The 19678-nt window shown below is 32.2% G+C and carries 22 protein-coding genes; 12 read left to right on the top strand and 10 right to left on the bottom strand.

Annotated features, from left to right (window positions below; all coding sequences use genetic code 11):
• Nucleotides 1-42: 42 nt before the first annotated feature.
• Nucleotides 43-1872, bottom strand: coding sequence for an endonuclease (locus ABD011_RS13310; protein WP_343799016.1), 1830 nt, complete (start codon nucleotides 1870-1872; stop codon nucleotides 43-45).
• A 10-nt stretch (nucleotides 1873-1882) separates the two neighbouring features.
• The gene (locus ABD011_RS13315; protein ID WP_129761291.1) at nucleotides 1883-3097 is read right to left on the bottom strand and encodes an RsmB/NOP family class I SAM-dependent RNA methyltransferase; all 1215 of its coding nucleotides are present in this window, start codon (nucleotides 3095-3097) and stop codon (nucleotides 1883-1885) included.
• A gap of 75 nt (nucleotides 3098-3172) precedes the next feature.
• On the opposite strand from ABD011_RS13315, the gene ABD011_RS13320 reads away from it, so the two are divergent.
• The 9 genes from ABD011_RS13320 (at nucleotide 3173) to ABD011_RS13360 (ending at nucleotide 8963) form a co-directional block, all read left to right on the top strand.
• Nucleotides 3173-3751 (top strand): RNA polymerase sigma factor, encoded by a 579-nt coding sequence (locus ABD011_RS13320; RefSeq protein ID WP_131508398.1) that lies wholly within the window; start codon nucleotides 3173-3175, stop codon nucleotides 3749-3751.
• 55 nt (nucleotides 3752-3806) lie between these two features.
• Complete coding sequence (locus ABD011_RS13325; RefSeq protein ID WP_131508400.1) at nucleotides 3807-4103, top strand: hypothetical protein; 297 nt, start codon at nucleotides 3807-3809, stop codon at nucleotides 4101-4103.
• A 50-nt stretch (nucleotides 4104-4153) separates the two neighbouring features.
• On the top strand, nucleotides 4154-4612 hold the full coding sequence (locus ABD011_RS13330; RefSeq protein WP_343799020.1) for a hypothetical protein: 459 nt from the start codon (nucleotides 4154-4156) through the stop codon (nucleotides 4610-4612).
• A 117-nt stretch (nucleotides 4613-4729) separates the two neighbouring features.
• The gene (locus ABD011_RS13335; RefSeq protein ID WP_343799022.1) at nucleotides 4730-5227 is read left to right on the top strand and encodes an EF-hand domain-containing protein; all 498 of its coding nucleotides are present in this window, start codon (nucleotides 4730-4732) and stop codon (nucleotides 5225-5227) included.
• Nucleotides 5228-5371: 144 nt separating this feature from the next.
• Nucleotides 5372-5695, top strand: coding sequence for an EF-hand domain-containing protein (locus ABD011_RS13340; RefSeq protein ID WP_343799024.1), 324 nt, complete (start codon nucleotides 5372-5374; stop codon nucleotides 5693-5695).
• Nucleotides 5696-5721: 26 nt separating this feature from the next.
• Nucleotides 5722-6465, top strand: a complete 744-nt coding sequence (locus ABD011_RS13345; RefSeq protein ID WP_343799026.1) for a YHYH protein — start codon at nucleotides 5722-5724, stop codon at nucleotides 6463-6465.
• 15 nt (nucleotides 6466-6480) lie between these two features.
• Nucleotides 6481-7101, top strand: a complete 621-nt coding sequence (locus tag ABD011_RS13350) for a toxin-antitoxin system YwqK family antitoxin (RefSeq protein WP_134199759.1) — start codon at nucleotides 6481-6483, stop codon at nucleotides 7099-7101.
• On the top strand, nucleotides 7076-7771 hold the full coding sequence (locus ABD011_RS13355) for an SCO family protein (RefSeq protein ID WP_343799029.1): 696 nt from the start codon (nucleotides 7076-7078) through the stop codon (nucleotides 7769-7771). The genes ABD011_RS13350 and ABD011_RS13355 overlap by 26 nt, the downstream gene beginning before the upstream one ends.
• Before the next feature lie 94 nt (nucleotides 7772-7865).
• Nucleotides 7866-8963 carry a WD40/YVTN/BNR-like repeat-containing protein gene (locus ABD011_RS13360; protein ID WP_343799030.1) on the top strand — a complete coding sequence of 366 codons (1098 nt, stop codon included), beginning with the start codon at nucleotides 7866-7868 and terminating at the stop codon, nucleotides 8961-8963.
• Nucleotides 8964-8993: 30 nt separating this feature from the next.
• Here ABD011_RS13360 and ABD011_RS13365 read toward each other — a convergent pair whose 3' ends face one another.
• From ABD011_RS13365 to ABD011_RS13395, 7 genes are all read right to left on the bottom strand, one after another.
• Complete coding sequence (locus tag ABD011_RS13365) at nucleotides 8994-9440, bottom strand: Spy/CpxP family protein refolding chaperone (RefSeq protein WP_131508416.1); 447 nt, start codon at nucleotides 9438-9440, stop codon at nucleotides 8994-8996.
• Between the two features lie 2 nt (nucleotides 9441-9442).
• Nucleotides 9443-9943: a hypothetical protein gene (locus tag ABD011_RS13370; RefSeq protein ID WP_343799032.1), complete on the bottom strand. Its 501-nt coding sequence runs from the start codon at nucleotides 9941-9943 to the stop codon at nucleotides 9443-9445.
• A 32-nt stretch (nucleotides 9944-9975) separates the two neighbouring features.
• On the bottom strand, nucleotides 9976-10518 hold the full coding sequence (locus ABD011_RS13375; protein WP_131508420.1) for an RNA polymerase sigma factor: 543 nt from the start codon (nucleotides 10516-10518) through the stop codon (nucleotides 9976-9978).
• 306 nt (nucleotides 10519-10824) lie between these two features.
• Nucleotides 10825-12648 (bottom strand): ABC transporter ATP-binding protein, encoded by a 1824-nt coding sequence (locus tag ABD011_RS13380; RefSeq protein WP_343799034.1) that lies wholly within the window; start codon nucleotides 12646-12648, stop codon nucleotides 10825-10827.
• Nucleotides 12648-14378 carry a phospho-sugar mutase gene (locus ABD011_RS13385; RefSeq protein ID WP_343799036.1) on the bottom strand — a complete coding sequence of 577 codons (1731 nt, stop codon included), beginning with the start codon at nucleotides 14376-14378 and terminating at the stop codon, nucleotides 12648-12650. The genes ABD011_RS13380 and ABD011_RS13385 overlap by 1 nt, the downstream gene beginning before the upstream one ends.
• Before the next feature lie 84 nt (nucleotides 14379-14462).
• Nucleotides 14463-15410 carry a glycosyltransferase family 2 protein gene (locus tag ABD011_RS13390; RefSeq protein ID WP_131508424.1) on the bottom strand — a complete coding sequence of 316 codons (948 nt, stop codon included), beginning with the start codon at nucleotides 15408-15410 and terminating at the stop codon, nucleotides 14463-14465.
• A 44-nt stretch (nucleotides 15411-15454) separates the two neighbouring features.
• A complete protein-coding gene (locus tag ABD011_RS13395) occupies nucleotides 15455-15985 on the bottom strand; it encodes a DUF4199 domain-containing protein (RefSeq protein ID WP_262733046.1) in 531 nt (176 codons plus the stop codon).
• 163 nt (nucleotides 15986-16148) lie between these two features.
• On the opposite strand from ABD011_RS13395, the gene ABD011_RS13400 reads away from it, so the two are divergent.
• From ABD011_RS13400 to ABD011_RS13410, 3 genes are all read left to right on the top strand, one after another.
• On the top strand, nucleotides 16149-16400 hold the full coding sequence (locus ABD011_RS13400) for a type B 50S ribosomal protein L31 (RefSeq protein ID WP_129761299.1): 252 nt from the start codon (nucleotides 16149-16151) through the stop codon (nucleotides 16398-16400).
• Nucleotides 16401-16538: 138 nt separating this feature from the next.
• On the top strand, nucleotides 16539-17714 hold the full coding sequence (locus ABD011_RS13405; protein ID WP_343799040.1) for a GlmU family protein: 1176 nt from the start codon (nucleotides 16539-16541) through the stop codon (nucleotides 17712-17714).
• Nucleotides 17715-17725: 11 nt separating this feature from the next.
• On the top strand, nucleotides 17726-18055 hold the full coding sequence (locus tag ABD011_RS13410) for a hypothetical protein (RefSeq protein WP_343799043.1): 330 nt from the start codon (nucleotides 17726-17728) through the stop codon (nucleotides 18053-18055).
• Here ABD011_RS13410 and ABD011_RS13415 read toward each other — a convergent pair.
• Complete coding sequence (locus tag ABD011_RS13415) at nucleotides 18042-19676, bottom strand: ABC transporter substrate-binding protein (RefSeq protein ID WP_343799045.1); 1635 nt, start codon at nucleotides 19674-19676, stop codon at nucleotides 18042-18044. The two genes, ABD011_RS13410 and ABD011_RS13415, sit on opposite strands and share 14 nt — an antisense overlap.
• Between the last annotated feature and the right edge of the window lie 2 nt (nucleotides 19677-19678).

A 19678-nucleotide genomic window follows, 5' to 3' on the forward strand; every position in this document is an offset into this window, starting at 1 on the left:
TTGAACAAAAAAAAGCGACTCTTACAAGTCGCTTTTTTAAGTTTAGTTTTTTATGAGCTTTTTGCTTAAGGTAGAATTACCTTGTTTAATTCTTAAAATATAAACTCCTGTTGAAAGTTGTTCTGTGTTTATTGTACTAGAATTGGTAATTACTTTTGATAAAACATGCTTACCTAAAACATTAAATATGTCGATTTGAGTTTCGATTTGACTGTTAAGTTTAATGTTTAAGCTGTTTTTTACTGGGTTTGGATAAATTGAAATAGCTTCTATACTATTTTCAGGTAAACTTAAACTTGAATAGCATGTCCAAGATAAATTATCTATTCCTACTCTGGCATCACCTGAGTTATTATCTTCAATTACCACAGTTACATTTCCATCAACATTAATATCAGTAATAGTTGTAGTTTGTATAGTGTCGCTATAAGGGATTGTACCTGCAAGATTTCCATTTACCATTACATTTAAGGTTCCATCTGAACCAGAAAAGATACGTTGAGTAGTAATCGTAAAACTTCCAATACCACCACCAAGAGTAGGTGAGGTTAAAGATGCGCCATCAGTAGTGCCTCTATAATCGATTAATATAGCTCTACTGCCTTCTATGGTTTGGTCTGTTCTAGCTTCGGTAGCGTTCCAAGTACCACTATCTCCTGTCCAGGTTCTATCAGTATATTGCGAACTGTTTGCTGGTATGTCTTCAAAATCTTCTGAGGCACACTCATCACCATTAGCTCCAGCTTCAGTTGTGGTGCCATTTACTGAATTACTTTGAGAAGATTCGTTTCCTGCAGCATCTTTTGCAATTACATAAAACGAATATGTAGTTTCTGGAGTTAAATTAACTACAGTTGCTGAATTTGTAGTAACCGTCATATTATATACACTATCTACATAAACATCATAAGCAGTAACACCTATGTTGTCAGTTGAAGCAGTCCAATCTAAAGAAATTGTAGTTGAACCTTCGTTAGTAACCATAAGATTGGTTGGAGTAGAAGGTGCTTCGGTGTCAGGAGTTACGTTCCAAATCATTTCAACGTACTCAGGATGGTCAACAAATGGGTTTCTGTTACTCTGATGGTTATAATAGATATTGTTATTTCTATCTATTTCTTTTTGAGAAACAGGGTCCATTTGGTGCCATGTTAGAAGTATGCTTAAAAAAGGATCGTCTAATACTTTGTCTGAACTTCCGTCAAACATAGCATAGCTTCCCCAACTACTAATTTGATCTTCGTATCGCGTTGCAAAATAAAAGTAGATACGAGCAATGTCGCCTTTAAATTCATCAATAGGTTCAAAAACTGTATTGGTATAACCAGCAGAGTAACCACTATTGAGGTTGCCTCCAAGTTTAGAGCCATTTTGAGTTGGATTAGAAATATTACTTTGACTAACTAATTGACTGTTATCAACAACTCCGAAAGGGTAACTACTTCTAAAACCATTAACTCTACCATCTGTAGGTAGGAGATGGTGCGCATCGCTTCTCATTGGAGTATTTTGGCTGAAAACAGATTGAGGGATAACATGCTCTTTGTTATAGCAATCGCCTTCTACACTGTAATTTCCGCATTCGTCACTAACCGGAGAGAAGGTGTAAGGGTCTGATCCTGATGGATTTTCTGAATAAGGGTCTAAAATCGTATTACTTCCTGTTTCATAGTAGTTGTCTAAATCATAAGAAGCAATAAAACCATCCATAGCATCATAACCTTGATCGTTATGGTTGTCTATAATGTTGTGTAGTTGCGTTTTTAAAGTGTAGCCAGTTCCTGTTGCGCTATCATAATAACCTGCAGGTATTTGTGCAAAAGCTGCAGTTGAAAAAATTAAAGTAGCTATTAATGTGTAGAATTGTTTCATCTATTTAGGTTTATTTTTTCTTTTCAAGTAATGCCATGTAAAACCCATCAAAACCTGATTTATGGGCTAAAATCTTTTTGTCTTTTACAAAGGTAAAGTCTTTTCCAGATTCCGATGTTAAAAATTTGTCAACTTGTTTTTGGTTTTCAGAAGGTAAAACCGAACATGTAGCATACACTAGTTTGCCACCAGGTTTTACCATTTTAGAGTATTGTTGTAATACCTCTTGTTGTGTTACTCTTATGCTGTCTAGAAATTCAGGTTCTAATTTCCATTTTGCATCAGGATTTCTACGTAAAACACCTAATCCAGAACAAGGAGCGTCAATTAAAACTCTATCGGCTTTGTCATAAAGTTTTTTGATAGGTTTTGTAGAGTCAATAACACGCATGTCAAAATTATGAACACCATTACGCTTGGCTCTGGTTTTTAGCTTTTTTAACTTACTTTCATAAATATCCATTGCAATCACCTGACCTTTGTTTTGCATCAAAGCAGCGATGTGTAATGTTTTACCACCAGCTCCAGCACAAGTGTCTACAACTTTCATTCCTGGTTGCACATCTAAAAAGTCGGCTACTAATTGAGACGATGCATCTTGTACTTCGAACCAACCATCTTTAAAAGCTTCGGTTTTAAATACATTAGCGCGTTCTTTTAATTTTAGAGCGTAAGGATAGTTGTTTAAAAACTCGGTTTCAATATCTTCAGACTGAAGTTTTAACTGTAAGTCTTTTTTGTTGGTTTTTAAAGTGTTTACACGTAAGATAACTTCGGCTTGCTCATTTTGCATAGCAATTTCTTTAGTCCATGTATCTTCACCTAATTCTGCAATTCCAACTTCATCAATCCAATCAGGAATAGATTCGCGGAATTTTCTAATTTTTGATAATTCATCAAAACGACCTTTAATTTTACGTGTTGGCGTATTTACAAAATACTTCCAATCAGGTAAACGAATACCTTTTAAAGTTGCCCAAACAGCAAACATTCTCCAAAGGTTGTCTCTGTCGTAAGGTGCTTTAACTTCAGCTATTTCAGCATATAAACGTTTCCAACGTACAATATCGTAAGTGGTTTCGGCAACAAACGATCTGTCTCTACTTCCCCAACGTTTATCACGCTTTAAAAGAGATTGAATTACCTTGTCGGCATATTCACCTTCGTTAAATATCTTGTGTAAGCCGTCAATAACGGCAAAACATAAATTTCTATGTAATCGCATTGTAAAAAATTCAGCATGCAAATTTACGGTTAATTCCTAAGATTTTTCCTTAATTTACTACCGAAAATATAATATTTGGAAGAAAAGGAGTTTATACAAGCATTAAAGAGTAGAGATTCTTTAGCTTATAGTAAGTTAATTGATGATTTTCAAGACAAGGTTTTTGGGACCTGTATGTCATTTGTGCCAAATAAAGAAGATGCTGAAGATATTGCTCAAGAGGTGTTTTTAGAGGTGTTCAATTCAATAGATAAGTTTAAAGGTAAATCAAAACTTACTACATGGATTTATAGAATAACCACTAATAAATGTTTAGAATTTATTAGAAAAAGAAATACTAAAAAACGATTTGCTTTTTTGCAGTCAATAACTGGAAATGTTTTACCTCTGGACAAAACAACTTATTTTACTGAAATAAACCATCCAGGAATACAACTAGAAAATAAAGAATTAAATGAAACTTTGTTTAAAGCTATAAATTCACTTCCAGAAAGTCAAAGTGTTGTGTTTACATTACACAAAATTGACGGAAAGAGTTATGATGAAATAGCTGAAATAACTAATAAGAGTTTATCTTCAGTTGAATCAACAATGTTTAGAGCGAAGAAGAATTTAAAGAGTATACTAGAAAATTACTATAAGAATGAATACTAGTACAAGTTTTTTTGAGTATTTGCATCTAAATATAAAAGAGACTAAAAATATTAATATGAATAAAAAAGTGCAAGAGGTATTAGATTCTGCTGAATCAATTGGAAGCGTAAAAGCATCTCCTTTTTTTAAAGAAGGTGTCATGCGTCAAATTCACAATGTATCAAATGAAAAGGAATTGGTGTTGTGGTCTTGGTTTACGCCTAAATTGCAACTAGTAACCTTGACTTGTGTTATTGTTTTGAATATTGTAGCATATACTAAACTTAAAGAGATTACTTACAATGAAAATGTAAATAGCTTTGCAGAATCATATGGTTTATTAGAAAATAATGAATCTTCAATATTAAATTAAGCATGAAAAAAAACACAATTATATATTCGTTACTTGTTTTTTTAGTAATCATGAACATGTTTTTCTTGTATAATTATATGTTTAAACCTACTAATATAAATGAGCGACGTCAGCAGAATAATAAAGATTTTATAGTTAGTGAGCTAGGGTTTAGCGAAGAACAAAAAGCCGAATTTAGAAAAAAAAGTATCAGTCATCACGAAGCTATGAGACGTCTAAATGATGAAATAAAAATCCTTAAGGATGAATTGTTTGGTAAATTATCTGACGATATAGTTAATGATGGTGTTATTGACTCTATTACTTCATTGATAGGTGAAAAAGAAAAATCTAAGGAACAAGAGGTTTTTCGTCATTTTAAAATGATTCAAGAATTATCCAACGATAAGCAGAAAGAAAAATTTAAAATGATAATTATGGATGCTTTAAGACGAAACGATAGAGGTGCTAATAGAATTCCACCTCCTCCAAGGGAAGAGAATAATCGTATTAGGCCACCAAGAAATTAAAAATCACAAAAAAAAGACTCCAATAAAGGAGTCTTTTTTTTGTGATTTTTTTAACACCATTAAGCACAAGTATAAAATGAAAACCACATCTAAAAATATGTAACAACAATAAGAAATATGAAAACAAAAACATTAATTACTGCCATTTTTATCTTAACAAGTATAAATCTTTTTGCTCAAGGACCAGGAGGTAGAGGAGGAAGAGGTAATGGAAATCAACAAAGAGGTGAGAAACCTAGTGCATCTAAAATTTTAGAAATGTTAGATGTTAATAATGATAAAGTTATAGATAAAGACGAGGCCTCTAATGATAGACGAGGCAAGATATCTGAAGATTTTGCTGAAATAGATACCAATGAAGATGGAGTGATAGATTTAGATGAGCTAGAAGCATCATTAGAATCTATGGATAAACCTAGAGAAGTTTCTGCAGAAGAGGTTTTAAAAGAGGTAGACGATAATGAAGATGGATTGTTAAATGAACTAGAAGTAGCCGCAAAAGATAGAAGAGAGCTCATCAATAATTTTAAAATTATTGATACCGATGAGGATGGTCAACTTAATCTTGAAGAATTAAAAACATTTTACTCAAGTATGAAAAAGAAGAAGAGATAGAAAGTAAATTAAGTATGATGATGCTAAAAGAGTTTGGTTTTAAATTGTTGTTTTGGTTATAGCCTAAGCTAATAAAGGTATAAAAAACACAAGTTTTAATTAAAAGTAGCATCTAAATAAATATAACCAAAAAACAAATTATAAATGAAAAGACAATTTTATCATGTAGTAGCTGTAATAGGAGTTTTATGTTTTATGAGTTGCAAATCTTCTGAAAACACAGCAGAAACAAAGAGTAATGAGCAAAGAGAATCAGGTGGAGTACCAAATGTTACCGAGTTGATTAAAGAAATGGATGCTAATGGAGATGGGAAGTTATCTAAAGAAGAAGTAAAAGGACCATTAGCTGAAGATTTTTCTAAAATAGATACTAATGAAGATGGATTTTTAAGTCTAGAAGAGTTAAAGAATGCTCCTAAACCTAGTAGAGATGAACGAGGAGGTAGACCTCAAAGAGGAAGAAACTAAATAATAAATAAATCAAGATTTAAATTATGAAAATAACATATTATAACATATTAATTGTTTTAGGATTAGTCGTTGTATCTTTTATTGCTTGTTCTAGTGGAGACGATTCAACAGCATCAAATGAAGAAGAAGTTGTATCTGAACTTCACCCAGCTTTTTCAGAATTTAATAGTGATGCAGTAACAATTTTTTTAGAGGGTTCTAATGTGGTTATTGAAACTACAGGTTTGCCAAACCATGAAACAGTATATTGGGGAGTTGGTCACGAGCTTTATATGGAAGAACCAGATGTTGCATTAACACCAAGCATTATGAATAGCAATAATAATGCAACAACAATTGTAGTAGATGCAACACCTAATTTAACAGGAAATACTGTTGCCACAACTTTTGATACTATAGGTATAGCAGTTAGTGGAGCATCAATATTTAATGATCAAGAAGGAGGAGGACCTCTTGATGCTGCAGCAGCTAGTTTAGACTGGACAGGAGCTCATATTGGTCCAGGAGTATACCACTATCATTTAGAACCAAAGGCTTTCAGTAATGATGATGATAATTTAGTAGGTATTTTATTAGATGGCGTTTTTCTTTATGGACGTAGAGATTACCCTTCAAATGAATACCCAACAGATTTAGATGAATCAGGAGGCCATTTTGGACCTACACCACATAATCCAGATGGTGAATATCATTACCACATTATAAATGAAGTGTATTCAACAACAGGCTCGTATTTAGCATTTGCAGGACCATATCAAGGATATTAATTAATCGTTTTTATTATGAAACCCACATTGTTAATGATTGTTATGGTAGTTCTTTTAGGTTGTGGTAATTCTCCTGATAAAACTGCAAACGTAAATGTATTATTGTCTGCTGATACTGATGCTATAGCCATTGCTAATGTTGAAGTCTTAAAATCAGAGTTGGTTTTAAATCAAATAGAAGGAGTTTGGTATTATAATAATCAACCTTATAATGGTTACAGTTTAAAGTTTCATAAAAATGATTTGCTTAAGGAAAAACTAGGTTTTTTTAAAGGTAAACGACAAGGGCAAGCAAAAACTTGGTCAGAACGTGGAGTATTACGTACAGTCTCATTTTATAACCAAAATAAATTAACAGGAGTTTATAAAAGTTACTGGGAAAACGGAAATTTAGCTTTGCAAGTTCATTACAAAGACGGGAAGAAACAAGGTGAAGAAAAGCAATGGTACCCAAATGGAACGTTGGCTAAACAACGATGGTTAGAAGATGGTAAAGAAAAAGGAATGCAAAAAGCATGGTTGTCTAACGGAAAGCTATATGTTAATTATGAAGTGAAAAACGGAAGAGTTTTTGGGCTAATGCGCTCCAATTCATGTTATAAATTAGAGAATGAAAAAGTTACTAAAAAGATATAATATAGACGTCGTTTCGGTTTGTATTGCATTAATAGTATTAAGCTGTAATAACGCTGTAAAGCCTAAAACGCCTAAAGCTTTAGAGACTAGTAGAGTTAATTATTTGCCTTACTATAATGAAGCTTCTTTTACACCTAATTGGATAACTCCAGGAACAGAGGAAGAAGCGCAATTTCATAAAATACCAGACTTTAAACTCGTTAACCAATTAGGAGACACACTAACTCAAAAGACTTTTGATAATAAAATATATATTACCGATTTCTTTTTTGCAAGTTGTCCAGGAATTTGCCCTCAAATGACTAGTAATATGTTTAAAGTACAAGAAGCGTTTTTAAATGATGATGAAGTATTGTTTTTATCGCATTCTGTTACACCAAATAGAGATTCTGTTCCTGTTTTAAAAAAATATGCAGAAAAACATGGTGTAATTGAAAATAAATGGCATTTAGTAACAGGAAACAAATTAGATATATACAACTTAGGTAGAGAGCATTATTTTGTTGAAAATGATTTAGGCGAACCAAAAAACATTGAAGATTTTTTACATACTGAAAATTTCTTATTAATAGATAAAAATAAACACATAAGAGGAATCTATAATGGGTTAAATAGAGCTTCAATACAACAATTAATAATAGATATTAAAGCACTTAAAGACGAAAGCTAGATTGGTAACCTAGTTTTTTTTTGATTGATTGATGAGTGAAAAGCTTTGTGGTATATCGCAAAGCTTTTCTATTTTTAAGAAAAATATATTTGAAATGAGAATATTAGTTTTTGCTGTATTGCTAGTTATATTAAGTTCATGTAATGATAAGGAAGCTAAAAGAAGCAATAGTTTTACAAGTGTTGATATTGAAACTATTATTACAGAAGATTCATTATTAGATGTTAGAGCAATTAAAATTGCGAATGGCAAAGTTTGGTTTGCTGGTTCTAATGGTAATTTTGGTTTTGAATCAATTGATGAAATGAATAAAGAGAATTCAAATGTATTTGGTTCTTCAGATTTTGGTGAAAGATTGTCCTATTGGTCAAGACTTTTTAAATCAGATACTTCAGCGCTAGCCATTAGATCAATAGATAAGATTGAAGATGCATTATTTGTGTTGTCAATAGCTTCACCAGCCATGTTATATAAATTTGAAGACAATGAAATTAAACTTGTTTACCAAGAAAACCATCCAAAAGCATTTTACGATTCTATGGATTTTTGGAACGACCAAGAAGGTATTGCTATTGGTGATCCAACTGATGATTGTATGAGTGTAATAATTACAAGAGATGGTGGAGAAACATGGACTAAATTGTCTTGTAAAGATTTACCTAAAACTATAAATGGCGAAGCAGCTTTTGCAGCAAGCGATACTAATATCGCTATAGTTGACAACCATACTTGGGTTGCTACAGGAGGAAAAACGAGCAGAATTTTATATTCACCAGATAAAGGGGCAACTTGGGAAGTTTATGATACTCCAATTATTCAAGGAAAAGAAACTACAGGAATGTACTCTTTGGATTTTTATGATGCACAACATGGTTTTGCAATAGGAGGAGATTATACCCAACCTAATGATACTTTAAACAATAAAATGCGAACAGAAGATGGAGGAAAAACATGGAGTGTGGTTGCTAACGGAAAAGGACCAGGTTATAGAAGTTGTGTGCAATATGTACCAAATAGTAATGCCAAAGAATTAGTTGCTGTAGGCTTTAAAGGAATTGACTACACTAATGATGCAGGAGATTCATGGAAACATCTTAGTGATGAAGGGTTTTATACCATAAGGTTTTTAAACGATTCAGTAGCTTATGCAGCAGGAAAAGGACGAATTTCTAAGCTTACTTTTAAGAACTAAAAAAAGAGCCTGAATAGGCTCTTTAATTATTTAGGGATTGTTTTTTCGTTCTTGTCGACGTTTTTTAAACTCTTCAAACATTTTTCGTTTAAAGTTTTCTTCGGCAGTTTTAAGCTGCAGGATTTTTTTTGAACTAATCACTTTTCTTAAACTGTCAAAAAAGTCAGTTCTTAAATTGTGTTTTTCGTTTTCTAGTTTTATAAGATCATCTAAAATAGCTTTAGCTTCAGCTTCAGAGATATCATTATTTATTTTTCGCTTCTTTTCTCTAGATAGTTCGCGTAGCATGTCTTCTTCCAGCTCATAAGCATTATATATAGGCCAAAACTTTTGTGCTTCACTTTCGGTAAGGTTTAAATGTTCTGTTATAAATGCTATTTTTAGTGCGTTAATGCGTTCTTTTTTTTCTTCATGAGATTGAGAAAAAGCAGTTGCAAAAAGGCAAATAAAACAAAGGGATACTATTAATTTTTTCATTATTAATCAGTAATTAAATCTTCAACAGTTGTGTTTTCAATAATATAATTTTCAAGGGTGTTCTCGGTTATTGATAGTTCCGAAAAGTCGTAAATGCTAATGTCGTCATTGGTAACTAAAGAAGCAAAGTCCTCATTGGTAAAATCTTCTTCACTAATGTAGCTTTCAATAGATGTTAGCTCTAGGTCATCAAAACTTATTTGGTCTTCAGAACCAAAAAACAAATTAAAAGCTAAAACCATACATGCTGCTATTGCTGCAACTGATGCTGCTTTTTTCCAATTAAACAACTTTATAACTTTGGTTTCTGGTTGCGTTTTCACAGCATCCAATACCTTTGTGTCTAAATTTTCAAAATAAGACTCAGGCACTTTAAATCCATTAGTGTCTATTTTTGAAGATAGCTTAGCTTGATTTAGTATAGAATCGTCTAAACCTTCAAAATAGTTTTTTGGAGTTTTAAAGCCAGTTGTTTTAATATGTTCTAATTTTTTGTTTTTCATTTGTTTATTTGACTAAAATATACTCAAAAGGTTTAATTTGAGGTTAGGTAGTCTTCTATTTTTTTTACTGCAATATGGTAGGATGCTTTTAATGCTCCTTCGCTTGTATCTAGTATTTCAGCCATGTCTTTGTATTTTATATCATCAAAATATTTCATGTTGAATACAATTTGTTGCTTTTGAGGCAACGTTGCAATGGCTTGCTGTAATTTTAATTGTATATCGTCTCCTTCAAAGTATACATCAGCTTTTAAATTGGAAATTGAGTTTTGCTGAAGCTCTTCATTACTAATTTGAAGGTGTTTCGCATTTTTGTTTAAATGAGTTATAGATTCGTTGGTAGCGATACGATACATCCATGAAAACAATTTACTATCTCCTTTAAAATTATGAATGTTCTTATACACTTTTATAAATGTATTTTGAAGTACATCATCAGCATCATCGTGTGAAATCACAATTTTTCGAATATGCCAATATAAGCGTTCCTTGTAAAGCGATAGTAATTCTTTAAAGGCTTGTTCTTTGGTGTTTTCGGTTCTTAATCTAAGTAATAGCTCTTTTTCGTCAGTCACTTATAAGTTTATTATTTAGACTTTTGAAAATATGAAAAGTTTAATTAAAAAGAGTGGTTTTTTATTTTAAAATTTAAAATACTGATTTGCAATATGTTAATATAATTTTTATCGATTAAGTGTAATTTTATTACGACGAAATGCATTTTTTTCTTGCTTTGTAAGAATTTTTGTTTTATGTTTACATCACCTAACCTACTAGCTTATTGCCAGTGTCCCCAAATCTGGTAATATAAAGAAAGGGATACATCCTAAATAGATGTATCCCTTTTATATTTACTTATTTATTTTAAGTGAAATAGTAGCTTATTCAAAACTTTGCATGTCTACAAGTTTTTTGTAAACACCATTTAAAGCAATAAGTTCGTTGTGTTTGCCTTGTTCGGCAATTTCACCTTTTTGCATAACTATAATTTCATCGGCATTTTGAATGGTAGACAGCCTATGCGCTATAACAATTGATGTTCTGTTTTTCATCATGTTTTCTAGTGCAACTTGTACTAAGCGTTCGCTTTCTGTGTCAAGGGCAGAAGTTGCTTCGTCTAAAATCATGATAGGAGGATTTTTTAAGACTGCTCTTGCAATGCTTAAACGTTGTTTTTGACCACCAGATAATTTTCCTCCAGAGTCGCCAATGTTGGTGTCTATTCCGTTAGGTAAATCTTTAACAAACTCCCAAGCATTAGCTACCTTTAAGGCTTCAATAATTTCTTCATCAGTAGCGTCTTTTTTACCAAGAAGAATATTGTTTTTTACAGACTCGTTGAATAATATTGAATCTTGAGTAACCAATCCCATAAGGTTTCTCAACGATTTTTTAGTAAGGTCTTTAATGTTATCACCATCAATTTCAATACTGCCTTTAGTAACATCATAAAAACGAGTTACAAGATTAGCAATTGTAGATTTTCCGCTACCTGATTGCCCAACTAAAGCAATAGTTTTACCTTTAGGTACTTTAATGGAAAAGTTTTTAAGTACTAGATCGTCTTCATATTTAAAAGACACATCGTTTATCGCTATTTCAGAATTAAAATCCGATTTGTTTTTGGCGTTAGGTTTATCTTCAAGTGGAGAAGGTGTGTTTAGAATTTCCAGTACTCGTTCGGCAGCAGCATTTCCTTTTTTTACACTATAGCTTGCTTTGCTTATAGCTTTTGCAGGTGTTAAAATATTGTATGCTAATCCCATATAAACAATAAATAAACCAGCCTCTAAGCTGCCATCAATTAAAACCATTTGACCTCCATACCATAGTAGAATGGAAATAACCAAAATACCTAAAAACTCACTAGTTGGCGATGCTAAATTTTGACGGTTAAGTAGGTTGTTTGAAAACTTGTTGAATCGTGTTGTAGATTCTTTAAACTTTTCGCCAAATACCTTTTGAGAGTTAAAACCTTTAATCACTTTAAGTCCACCAAGAGTTTCTTCAATGATAGATAGTAGTTGACCTTGCTCACTTTGAACTCTGTCAGAGCGCTTTTTTAAACTTTTTCCAATTCTGGAAATAATAAAACCAGAAACAGGAATAAAAATAAAAACAAACAACGTGAGTTTAGCACTAATGAGAAACATGGTAATGATTGTAAACAGTATCATTAACGGTTCTCTAACAATAAGTTCTAGTATCGACAAGAATGAAGTTTGTATTTCTTGAACATCAGTTGTTATTCTTGCAATAGTATCTCCTTTTCGTTTTTCAGAAAAGTAAGCGATAGGTAAATCTACCACTTTGTCATACAATTCATTTCTAATGTCTTTTAAAACACCGTTTCTTAAAAAGGTGATAAAGTACATTGCTAAATAGCTAAATAGGTTTTTTAGTAAAAACATACTTACTACCAAAACTACCATAAAAATAAGGACATCGTCATGTCCTTCATTAGCTTTTTGAGTAACAAAGTAATTTAAATAGCTTTCTAAATAATCTTTAATTTTAGAAATGCCTTCCCAAGTTGGCTTAGTGTTTATTTGTTTGGTTTTATCAAATAACACATTAAGCATTGGAAATAGTGAAACCATAGCTAAAGTACCAAACAATGCATAAAAAACATTGCTTATTATATTAAGTACAGCATAACTTTTATAAGGTTTCGCAAAGCGAAGTATTTGCTTAAAGTAATTCATTAATTTATTTTCATGTCGTCAACAATGGCGTCAATTTTCGATTCCAATTTTTGTTCCACTGTTTTAAAGTCTGACACATTGTCTAATGTAGTGTTTACGCTGATGTAAAACTTAATTTTTGGTTCGGTACCACTTGGTCTAAGTGCTATTTTACTACCATCTTCGGTATAGTAAATCAATACGTTAGATTTTGGAATATCAATGGCTTCTTCAGTATTGTTTTTTACATCTTTTGCAATAGATAATTGGTAGTCTTCAATTCTAACTACTTTTGAGTCATTAACTTCTTTTAACGGATTTTCTCTAGCATCAATCATCATTTGCTTAATTTCTTGAGCGCCTTCAATTCCTTTTTTGGTTAATGATATTAAACGCTCTTTATACAATCCGTGTTCAGCGTATAAATCAATTAATGCTTCATATAGTGTTTTTCCTTCAGCTTTAGCTTGAGCAGCAATTTCACAAGCTAAAAGGGTAGAGGTTACAGCATCTTTGTCTCTTACGAAATCACCAACCATAAATCCAAAACTTTCTTCACCACCACCAATAAAATCCATATTAGGGAAGTCTTTAATCATTTTAGCAATCCATTTAAAACCAGTTAAACCAATTTTGCATTCTACATCATAAGCATTTGCTAAAACCGACATCATAGGTGTAGATACAATTGTAGAGCCTACAAATTGATTACCATTGATTTTACCAGAGTTTTTCCATTGTTTTAATAAGAAATCAGTCATTAAAATCATGGTTTGGTTACCATTTAAAATCACCAATTCATTATCTAGGTTTCTTACAGCAACACCCAAGCGGTCACAATCAGGATCAGTGCCAATTACAATATCTCCATTTACTTTTTCAGCAAGTTCCATAGCCATTTTTAAAGCTTCAGGTTCTTCAGGATTTGGTGATGCCACAGTAGGGAAATCGCCATTAGGTTGACGCTGTTCTTCTACTATGTTTACATTGGTATAGCCAGCTCTTTCTAGAGTTTCAGGAATAGCAGTAATTGAGGTTCCGTGTAAAGAGGTAAATACAATATTTAAGTTTTCTTTGGCTTCTGCTGAGGTGTTAAAACTTCCGTTTTTTACTGAGTTATCAATAAACACATTATCAATAGCTTCACCTATGTATTCGATTAAATCTGTATTTGCTTCAAACTTAATTTCAGAATAATCCAACTTGTTTATTTCAGCAATAATTTCGGCATCTTGTGGTGGTACTAATTGTCCGCCATCTTGCCAATATACTTTGTATCCATTGTATTCTGGTGGATTGTGTGAAGCAGTAAGTACAATTCCGCAGTGACAACCTAAATGTTTTAGCGTAAATGAAAGTTCAGGAGTAGCTCTTAAATCTTCAAATAAATACACTTGAATTCCGTTTGCCGAAAATACATCTGCTACAACTTTACCAAAAGTGTTACTGTTGTGTCTACAATCATAAGCAATGGCAACTTTTATAGTTTCTCCAGAAAATACTTGTTTTAAGTAATTGCTTAGTCCTTGTGTGTTTTTTCCCAGCGTGTATTTGTTAATTCGGTTAGTGCCAAGTCCCATAATACCTCTCATTCCTCCAGTACCAAACTCAAGGTCTTTGTAAAAGCATTCTTTAAGCTCTTTTGGGTTGGTTGCAATTAAATGTTTTATCTGTTGTTGAGTGTTATCGTCAAAAGTTGGTGTTAACCAAGTGTTCACTCTCTCTAATAATTCTGGTTCAATATAAATCATAAGTTATCTGAAATTGTATATAACAAAAATACACAATTAGGTAAATGTTAAAGTTTAATTAGGCGTTAATTTATAAGAAAAGGATTATAAATTTAGTTCATCCTTAACCAAATAGCGTTTTTTATCCTGCTTACTTCTTAAAATAATCTCACCTAAAAACCCAGCAACAAAAAACTGTGTTCCAATAATCATTGTGGCTAGTGAGATGTAAAATTGTGGTCGTTGGGTTATGAGTCGACCTGTTGGGTTTAAAAAGAGTTTATCTATTCCTAAGTATAACGCAAACCCAAAACCAATGGCAAACATAATCACTCCAAGAGCGCCAAAAAGATGCATAGGACGTTTACCAAAACGCGATAAAAACCAAATGGTGATAAGGTCTAGAAAACCATTAATAAAACGTTCCATTCCAAATTTGGTTTCGCCATATTTTCTGGCTTGATGTTGCACCACTTTTTCACCAATTTTAGTAAAACCAGCATTTTTGGCAAGCACAGGAATGTATCTGTGCATTTCGCCATTAACATCAATATTTTTTACAACTTTATTATTGTATGATTTTAAACCGCAATTAAAATCGTGCAGTTTTACGCCTGATGTTTTTCGTGCAGCCCAATTAAAAAGTTTGGAAGGTAGATTTTTAGAAATAACCGAATCGAAGCGTTTCTTTTTCCAGCCAGAAACCAAATCGTAACCCTCTTTAACAATCATATTGTAAAGCTCAGGGATTTCGTCAGGATTGTCTTGCAAATCGGCATCCATAGTAATTACTACGTCGCCTTTTGCTTTTTCAAAACCAGCGTGTAGTGCTTGCGATTTCCCAAAGTTTTTAAGAAACCTAATGCCTTTTACGTTTGGATTTTTATTAGATAACGATGTAATGGTCTCCCAAGAGCCATCAGTACTACCATCGTCAATAAATAGAATTTCATAAGAAAAATGATTGGATTGCATAACATTTGCAATCCAATCATGTAATTCTGTTAAAGAGTCGCTCTCGTTAAGTAGTGGTATGACTACTGATATGTTCATGTAAATGATTTCTATATTCTATCGTTCAAAAATAAAGAAATTATTTAAGCTACGTTAGGATCTTTCTTTTTCATTGACAATGCAACAATTAATCCAATTACTGCGTAGAAAATTAATTGAAAAGCAACCGATTTTAGCTGATTTCCTATAGCAAATTGATTTTGGTCAGCCATTTCTGCAATAGCTTTGTCAATCTCAGATTGAGGAGCTCCAAAATTTTCCATCATTTGTCGAGAAGCTTCAATGACATTTTCTTTTAAAATTTCAGCAGCTTCAGGATCAATAACATTAAATAATAAAACACTCACTGCTGTACTTAAAATAAAGCCTATTGCTATTGTAATGAAATACGAGGAAAATGCTTGTTTAAAAGAAATAAATCCTCCTAAAAGGCTTTTAGATTTTGCTGTAGATACAATTCCAAAAATTAAGATGACCAAGAATAATATGATACCTAACCACCATTTAGTCAACATTTCTAGGTTAACAGCATAAAATAAAACTGTTATTGTAGAAAGAAATAAACCAAGGTATAAGCCATAGTTTATTGATGAAGATTTAATCGATTTTTCCATAAGTTTTAGTTGATTTATTAGTTTATATATCTAATATGTATTCAAAGATAACAAAACGTTACATGAATTTTAAGAAATAAAAAACAATAAAAAGATTGTACAATAATAAAATTTGCTTAAATTTGCACCTCGAAAAAAACGAAACGATAATAAAGCATTAGAGATGAAAAAAGGTATACATCCAGAAAATTATAGACTTGTAGCATTCAAAGATATGTCTAATGATGATGTATTTTTAACGAAGTCAACTGCAGATACTACAGAAACTTTAGAAGTAGATGGTGTAGAGTATCCGTTAGTAAAATTAGAGATTTCTAGAACATCTCACCCATACTACACTGGTAAATCTAAATTAGTTGATACAGCAGGACGTATTGACAAGTTTAAAAACAAATACGCGAAATTCAAGAAATAAATTTCTCGAAAATATATTTATTAAAGCCTTTCAACTACTGAAAGGCTTTTTTATTTTAGGCAATTAAGTTACTTTTGGATAAATGAAAGTTTAGGTTTTAAAAAGACAACTCTAAACTTTAAACTTTAAACTTTTATTATGAATTATATTCTTTTTGATGGTCCTTGTCGTAACAGTCTGTTGCCATTTACCTATACAAGACCAGTAGCCGATATACGTGTAGGGATTTTAACCATTAGAGAAAAATGGGAAATGTACCTTGGTTATACTACCACAACTTTAACCGAAGATTACTTATCCAATAAATATCCAATGGTTGAAATGGATGAGAATGTAATGATTAATGCATCGTACGTGCCAAATTTTGAGCTTGCAGAAATGGTTAAAAGCCTTGAGGAAAATCAGGCGATTTTTAAGGATGAAGACGTTATCGCATTTTTTACTAAAGACACGCAAGATGATGTGGATTTTGAAGCCTATGAAGCGATTGAATTTAATGCTGAAGTTATAAAGATTGAACACACTTGGGATATTTTCTCTAAAAATGGTAATGCTATAGCTGAAGATTTTGAGCTTTTAACCAAAGGTCGAAAATCGCAACCAATACCTGCAAGTAACAATACCATTGAAGCAAGCAACATTTTTATAGAAGAAGGTGCAAAACTAGAGTTTGTAACTTTAAATGCTACCAATGGTCCAATTTACATAGGTAAAGATGCCGAAATAATGGAAGGTAGTATTATAAGAGGCCCTTTTGCGTTATGTGATTATGCTACTGTAAAATTAGGAGCCAAAATTTATGGTCCTACAACGGTTGGTCCACATAGTAAGGTTGGAGGAGAGGTAAATAACTCGGTGATTTTTGGATATTCAAACAAAGGACACGATGGGTTTTTAGGGAATTCAGTTTTAGGAGAATGGTGTAATCTTGGTGCAGACACCAATAATTCCAACCTTAAAAATAATTATGCTGAAGTAAGACTGTGGAGTTATGAAACCGAAGGTTTTGCAAGAACAGGCTTGCAGTTTTGTGGCTTAATGATGGGAGATCATAGCAAATGTGGTATTAACACTATGTTTAATACAGGAACAGTAGTTGGTGTGAGTTCAAATATTTTTGGTAGTGGATTTCCAAGAAATTTTGTGCCAAGTTTTAGCTGGGGAGGAAATAGCGGATTTACAACATATCTAACTAAAAAAGCATTTGAGGTTGCAAAGGTAGTTATGCAACGTAGGTCAATTGAATTTACTCAACAAGATGCTGATATTTTAGAGCATGTGTTTGAAATCACCCAAAAATATAGAACTAAATAAATTAAATATATATGTTAGGAATAGTACTCATCTACTTTATAGGTCGTTACTTTTATAGGTTAGCAGAAGAATACAATAAAAACAAATGGTTGTTTGCCATTATTGGTGTGTTAAGTTATTATGTTGGAACCTTTGTTGGTGGAATAATTTTAGGTGTTTTAGATGGGATTTTCAACATTGGAATGGATTGGGACAATAGTTTAATACTTGGTCTTTTGGCTTTACCATTTGGAGTGGCAATGGTGTATTTATTTCACTTTTTGTTAAAACGACACTGGGAAAAAACTACCATCAAGCCAGTTGATGAGATTGAAACTATAGGAAAATCTATTGAAGAGTAGTTTTTCTCACCTTTTTTAATTCCAATAAATTAATAGGGTTAATCCCTAGTCCGTTTACATTTTTCCTTGTAAAACGAACGACTTCATCGTAAAACATAACCACGACAGGAGCGTCTTGCATGATTAAACTATCCATTTTGGTGTAAAGTGCTTCACGTGTTTTAGTATTGGTTTCAGTAAAAGCTTGTTCGTACCAAGTGTCAAATAATTCATTTTTAAAATGTGTGTAGTTTGGACCATTAGGTGCAAAATTTTTACTGTAGTAAAGGGATAGGTAGTTTTCAGCATCAGGATAATCGGCAACCCAACTTGCACGAAACATATCTAATTTACCATTTGCTTTAGCGTCTTTTAAAGTAGCAGCAGGAATAACATCAACATTCACTTGAAGACCAACTTTTTGAAGCTCACGTTGTATATATTCGCAAAAACTCAAATAATTACTAGTTGTTGTAATGGTAATGCTTGGTTGAGTAATTCCTGTTTCAGCTTTAAAATCATCAATAAGTTGTTTGGCTTTTTCAGGTTGATAACTGTAACCTGTCTGTTCGTTGTAACCAGGTAATCCCTTTGGGATAAATCCACCATTGGCAGGAATACCAATACCATTTCGCAAGTAAGTCATCATTTTATGTCTGTCGAATCCATAATTTACTGCTTGTCGTAATAGTTTGGATTGAATTTCGCTAACTTCAGAATCTAAATAAAACGCTAAATATTCAGTATTTAGATAAGGACCTCTAATGATGTCAACGTCTGTTTTGTATTGATCTCTAAGTTCTCCTTTTGAGGTTAAAATTTCATCTTTATAAGAAGCATCTAAACCAGATACATAATCGATATTTCCTTGTGCAAATTGTAAAAATTCACTTTGTTTGTCTGGTAAAAACGTAATAGCAACTGCTTCTAAGTATGGAAGTTGATTTCCGTTTGTATCCTTTTCAAAATACAAATTATTTTTCCTGAATACGAGTTTAATGTTTTCTTCCCAACGTTTAAATTTAAAAGGACCAGTTCCAATAGGATTACTTCTAAAATCAGAACCATAATGCGCTACAATTTCTTTAGGTACTACCGAACAATATTTCATAGTCAGTAACCCTAAAAAAGCAGGAAAAGGTTGTTTTAGCTGTATTTGAAAAACAGTATCGTTAACCGCTTTAAAATTGACAACTTTGTTTAATACCCAACTTCCTGGAGAGGCAACTTGTTTGTCTTGTAGTCGGTTTAAGCTGTACTCAAAATCTTGAGCAGTAACAGTTCTTGTAGAGTCTTTTCCAAACAACTCGTGCTTGTGAAAATAAACGTCATTTCGTAAGTTAAATGTGTAGGTTGTTGCGCTGTCTGTAACAGTCCAGTTTTTAGCAATACATGGTATTACGTTAAGGCTGTCATCCATTTGTACCAAACCGTTAAACAATTGGTTGGTTGCCCAAATATCGGCATTGTCTTTTGAAAACGCAGGGTCTAAAGAACCAATGTTTTTATGTTCATTGTATCTAAAAACTAAATTTGAATCACTTTGATTGTTGCAATCACATGAGATTAGAATAAAAATTGCACAACATATTGATATGTAGTGTGGTAGTTTTGAGCTACTAAGAAAAAAGCGTTTTACCATTT

The sequence above is a fragment of the Gaetbulibacter jejuensis genome, from assembly GCF_039524015.1.
GTDB lineage: Bacteria > Bacteroidota > Bacteroidia > Flavobacteriales > Flavobacteriaceae > Gaetbulibacter_B > Gaetbulibacter_B jejuensis.

Coding starts and splice junctions, on each gene's coding strand:
- ABD011_RS13415 (WP_343799045.1), bottom strand. CDS start 19,676: ATGGTAAAACGCTTTTTTCTTAGTAGCTCAAAACTACCACACTACATA.
- ABD011_RS13410 (WP_343799043.1), top strand. CDS start 17,726: ATGTTAGGAATAGTACTCATCTACTTTATAGGTCGTTACTTTTATAGG.
- ABD011_RS13340 (WP_343799024.1), top strand. CDS start 5,372: ATGAAAAGACAATTTTATCATGTAGTAGCTGTAATAGGAGTTTTATGT.
- ABD011_RS13330 (WP_343799020.1), top strand. CDS start 4,154: ATGAACATGTTTTTCTTGTATAATTATATGTTTAAACCTACTAATATA.
- ABD011_RS13400 (WP_129761299.1), top strand. CDS start 16,149: ATGAAAAAAGGTATACATCCAGAAAATTATAGACTTGTAGCATTCAAA.
- ABD011_RS13350 (WP_134199759.1), top strand. CDS start 6,481: ATGAAACCCACATTGTTAATGATTGTTATGGTAGTTCTTTTAGGTTGT.
- ABD011_RS13405 (WP_343799040.1), top strand. CDS start 16,539: ATGAATTATATTCTTTTTGATGGTCCTTGTCGTAACAGTCTGTTGCCA.
- ABD011_RS13370 (WP_343799032.1), bottom strand. CDS start 9,943: ATGAAAAACAAAAAATTAGAACATATTAAAACAACTGGCTTTAAAACT.
- ABD011_RS13365 (WP_131508416.1), bottom strand. CDS start 9,440: ATGAAAAAATTAATAGTATCCCTTTGTTTTATTTGCCTTTTTGCAACT.
- ABD011_RS13395 (WP_262733046.1), bottom strand. CDS start 15,985: ATGGAAAAATCGATTAAATCTTCATCAATAAACTATGGCTTATACCTT.
- ABD011_RS13380 (WP_343799034.1), bottom strand. CDS start 12,648: ATGAATTACTTTAAGCAAATACTTCGCTTTGCGAAACCTTATAAAAGT.
- ABD011_RS13385 (WP_343799036.1), bottom strand. CDS start 14,378: ATGATTTATATTGAACCAGAATTATTAGAGAGAGTGAACACTTGGTTA.
- ABD011_RS13355 (WP_343799029.1), top strand. CDS start 7,076: ATGAAAAAGTTACTAAAAAGATATAATATAGACGTCGTTTCGGTTTGT.
- ABD011_RS13315 (WP_129761291.1), bottom strand. CDS start 3,097: ATGCGATTACATAGAAATTTATGTTTTGCCGTTATTGACGGCTTACAC.
- ABD011_RS13360 (WP_343799030.1), top strand. CDS start 7,866: ATGAGAATATTAGTTTTTGCTGTATTGCTAGTTATATTAAGTTCATGT.
- ABD011_RS13390 (WP_131508424.1), bottom strand. CDS start 15,410: ATGAACATATCAGTAGTCATACCACTACTTAACGAGAGCGACTCTTTA.
- ABD011_RS13335 (WP_343799022.1), top strand. CDS start 4,730: ATGAAAACAAAAACATTAATTACTGCCATTTTTATCTTAACAAGTATA.
- ABD011_RS13325 (WP_131508400.1), top strand. CDS start 3,807: ATGAATAAAAAAGTGCAAGAGGTATTAGATTCTGCTGAATCAATTGGA.
- ABD011_RS13310 (WP_343799016.1), bottom strand. CDS start 1,872: ATGAAACAATTCTACACATTAATAGCTACTTTAATTTTTTCAACTGCA.
- ABD011_RS13345 (WP_343799026.1), top strand. CDS start 5,722: ATGAAAATAACATATTATAACATATTAATTGTTTTAGGATTAGTCGTT.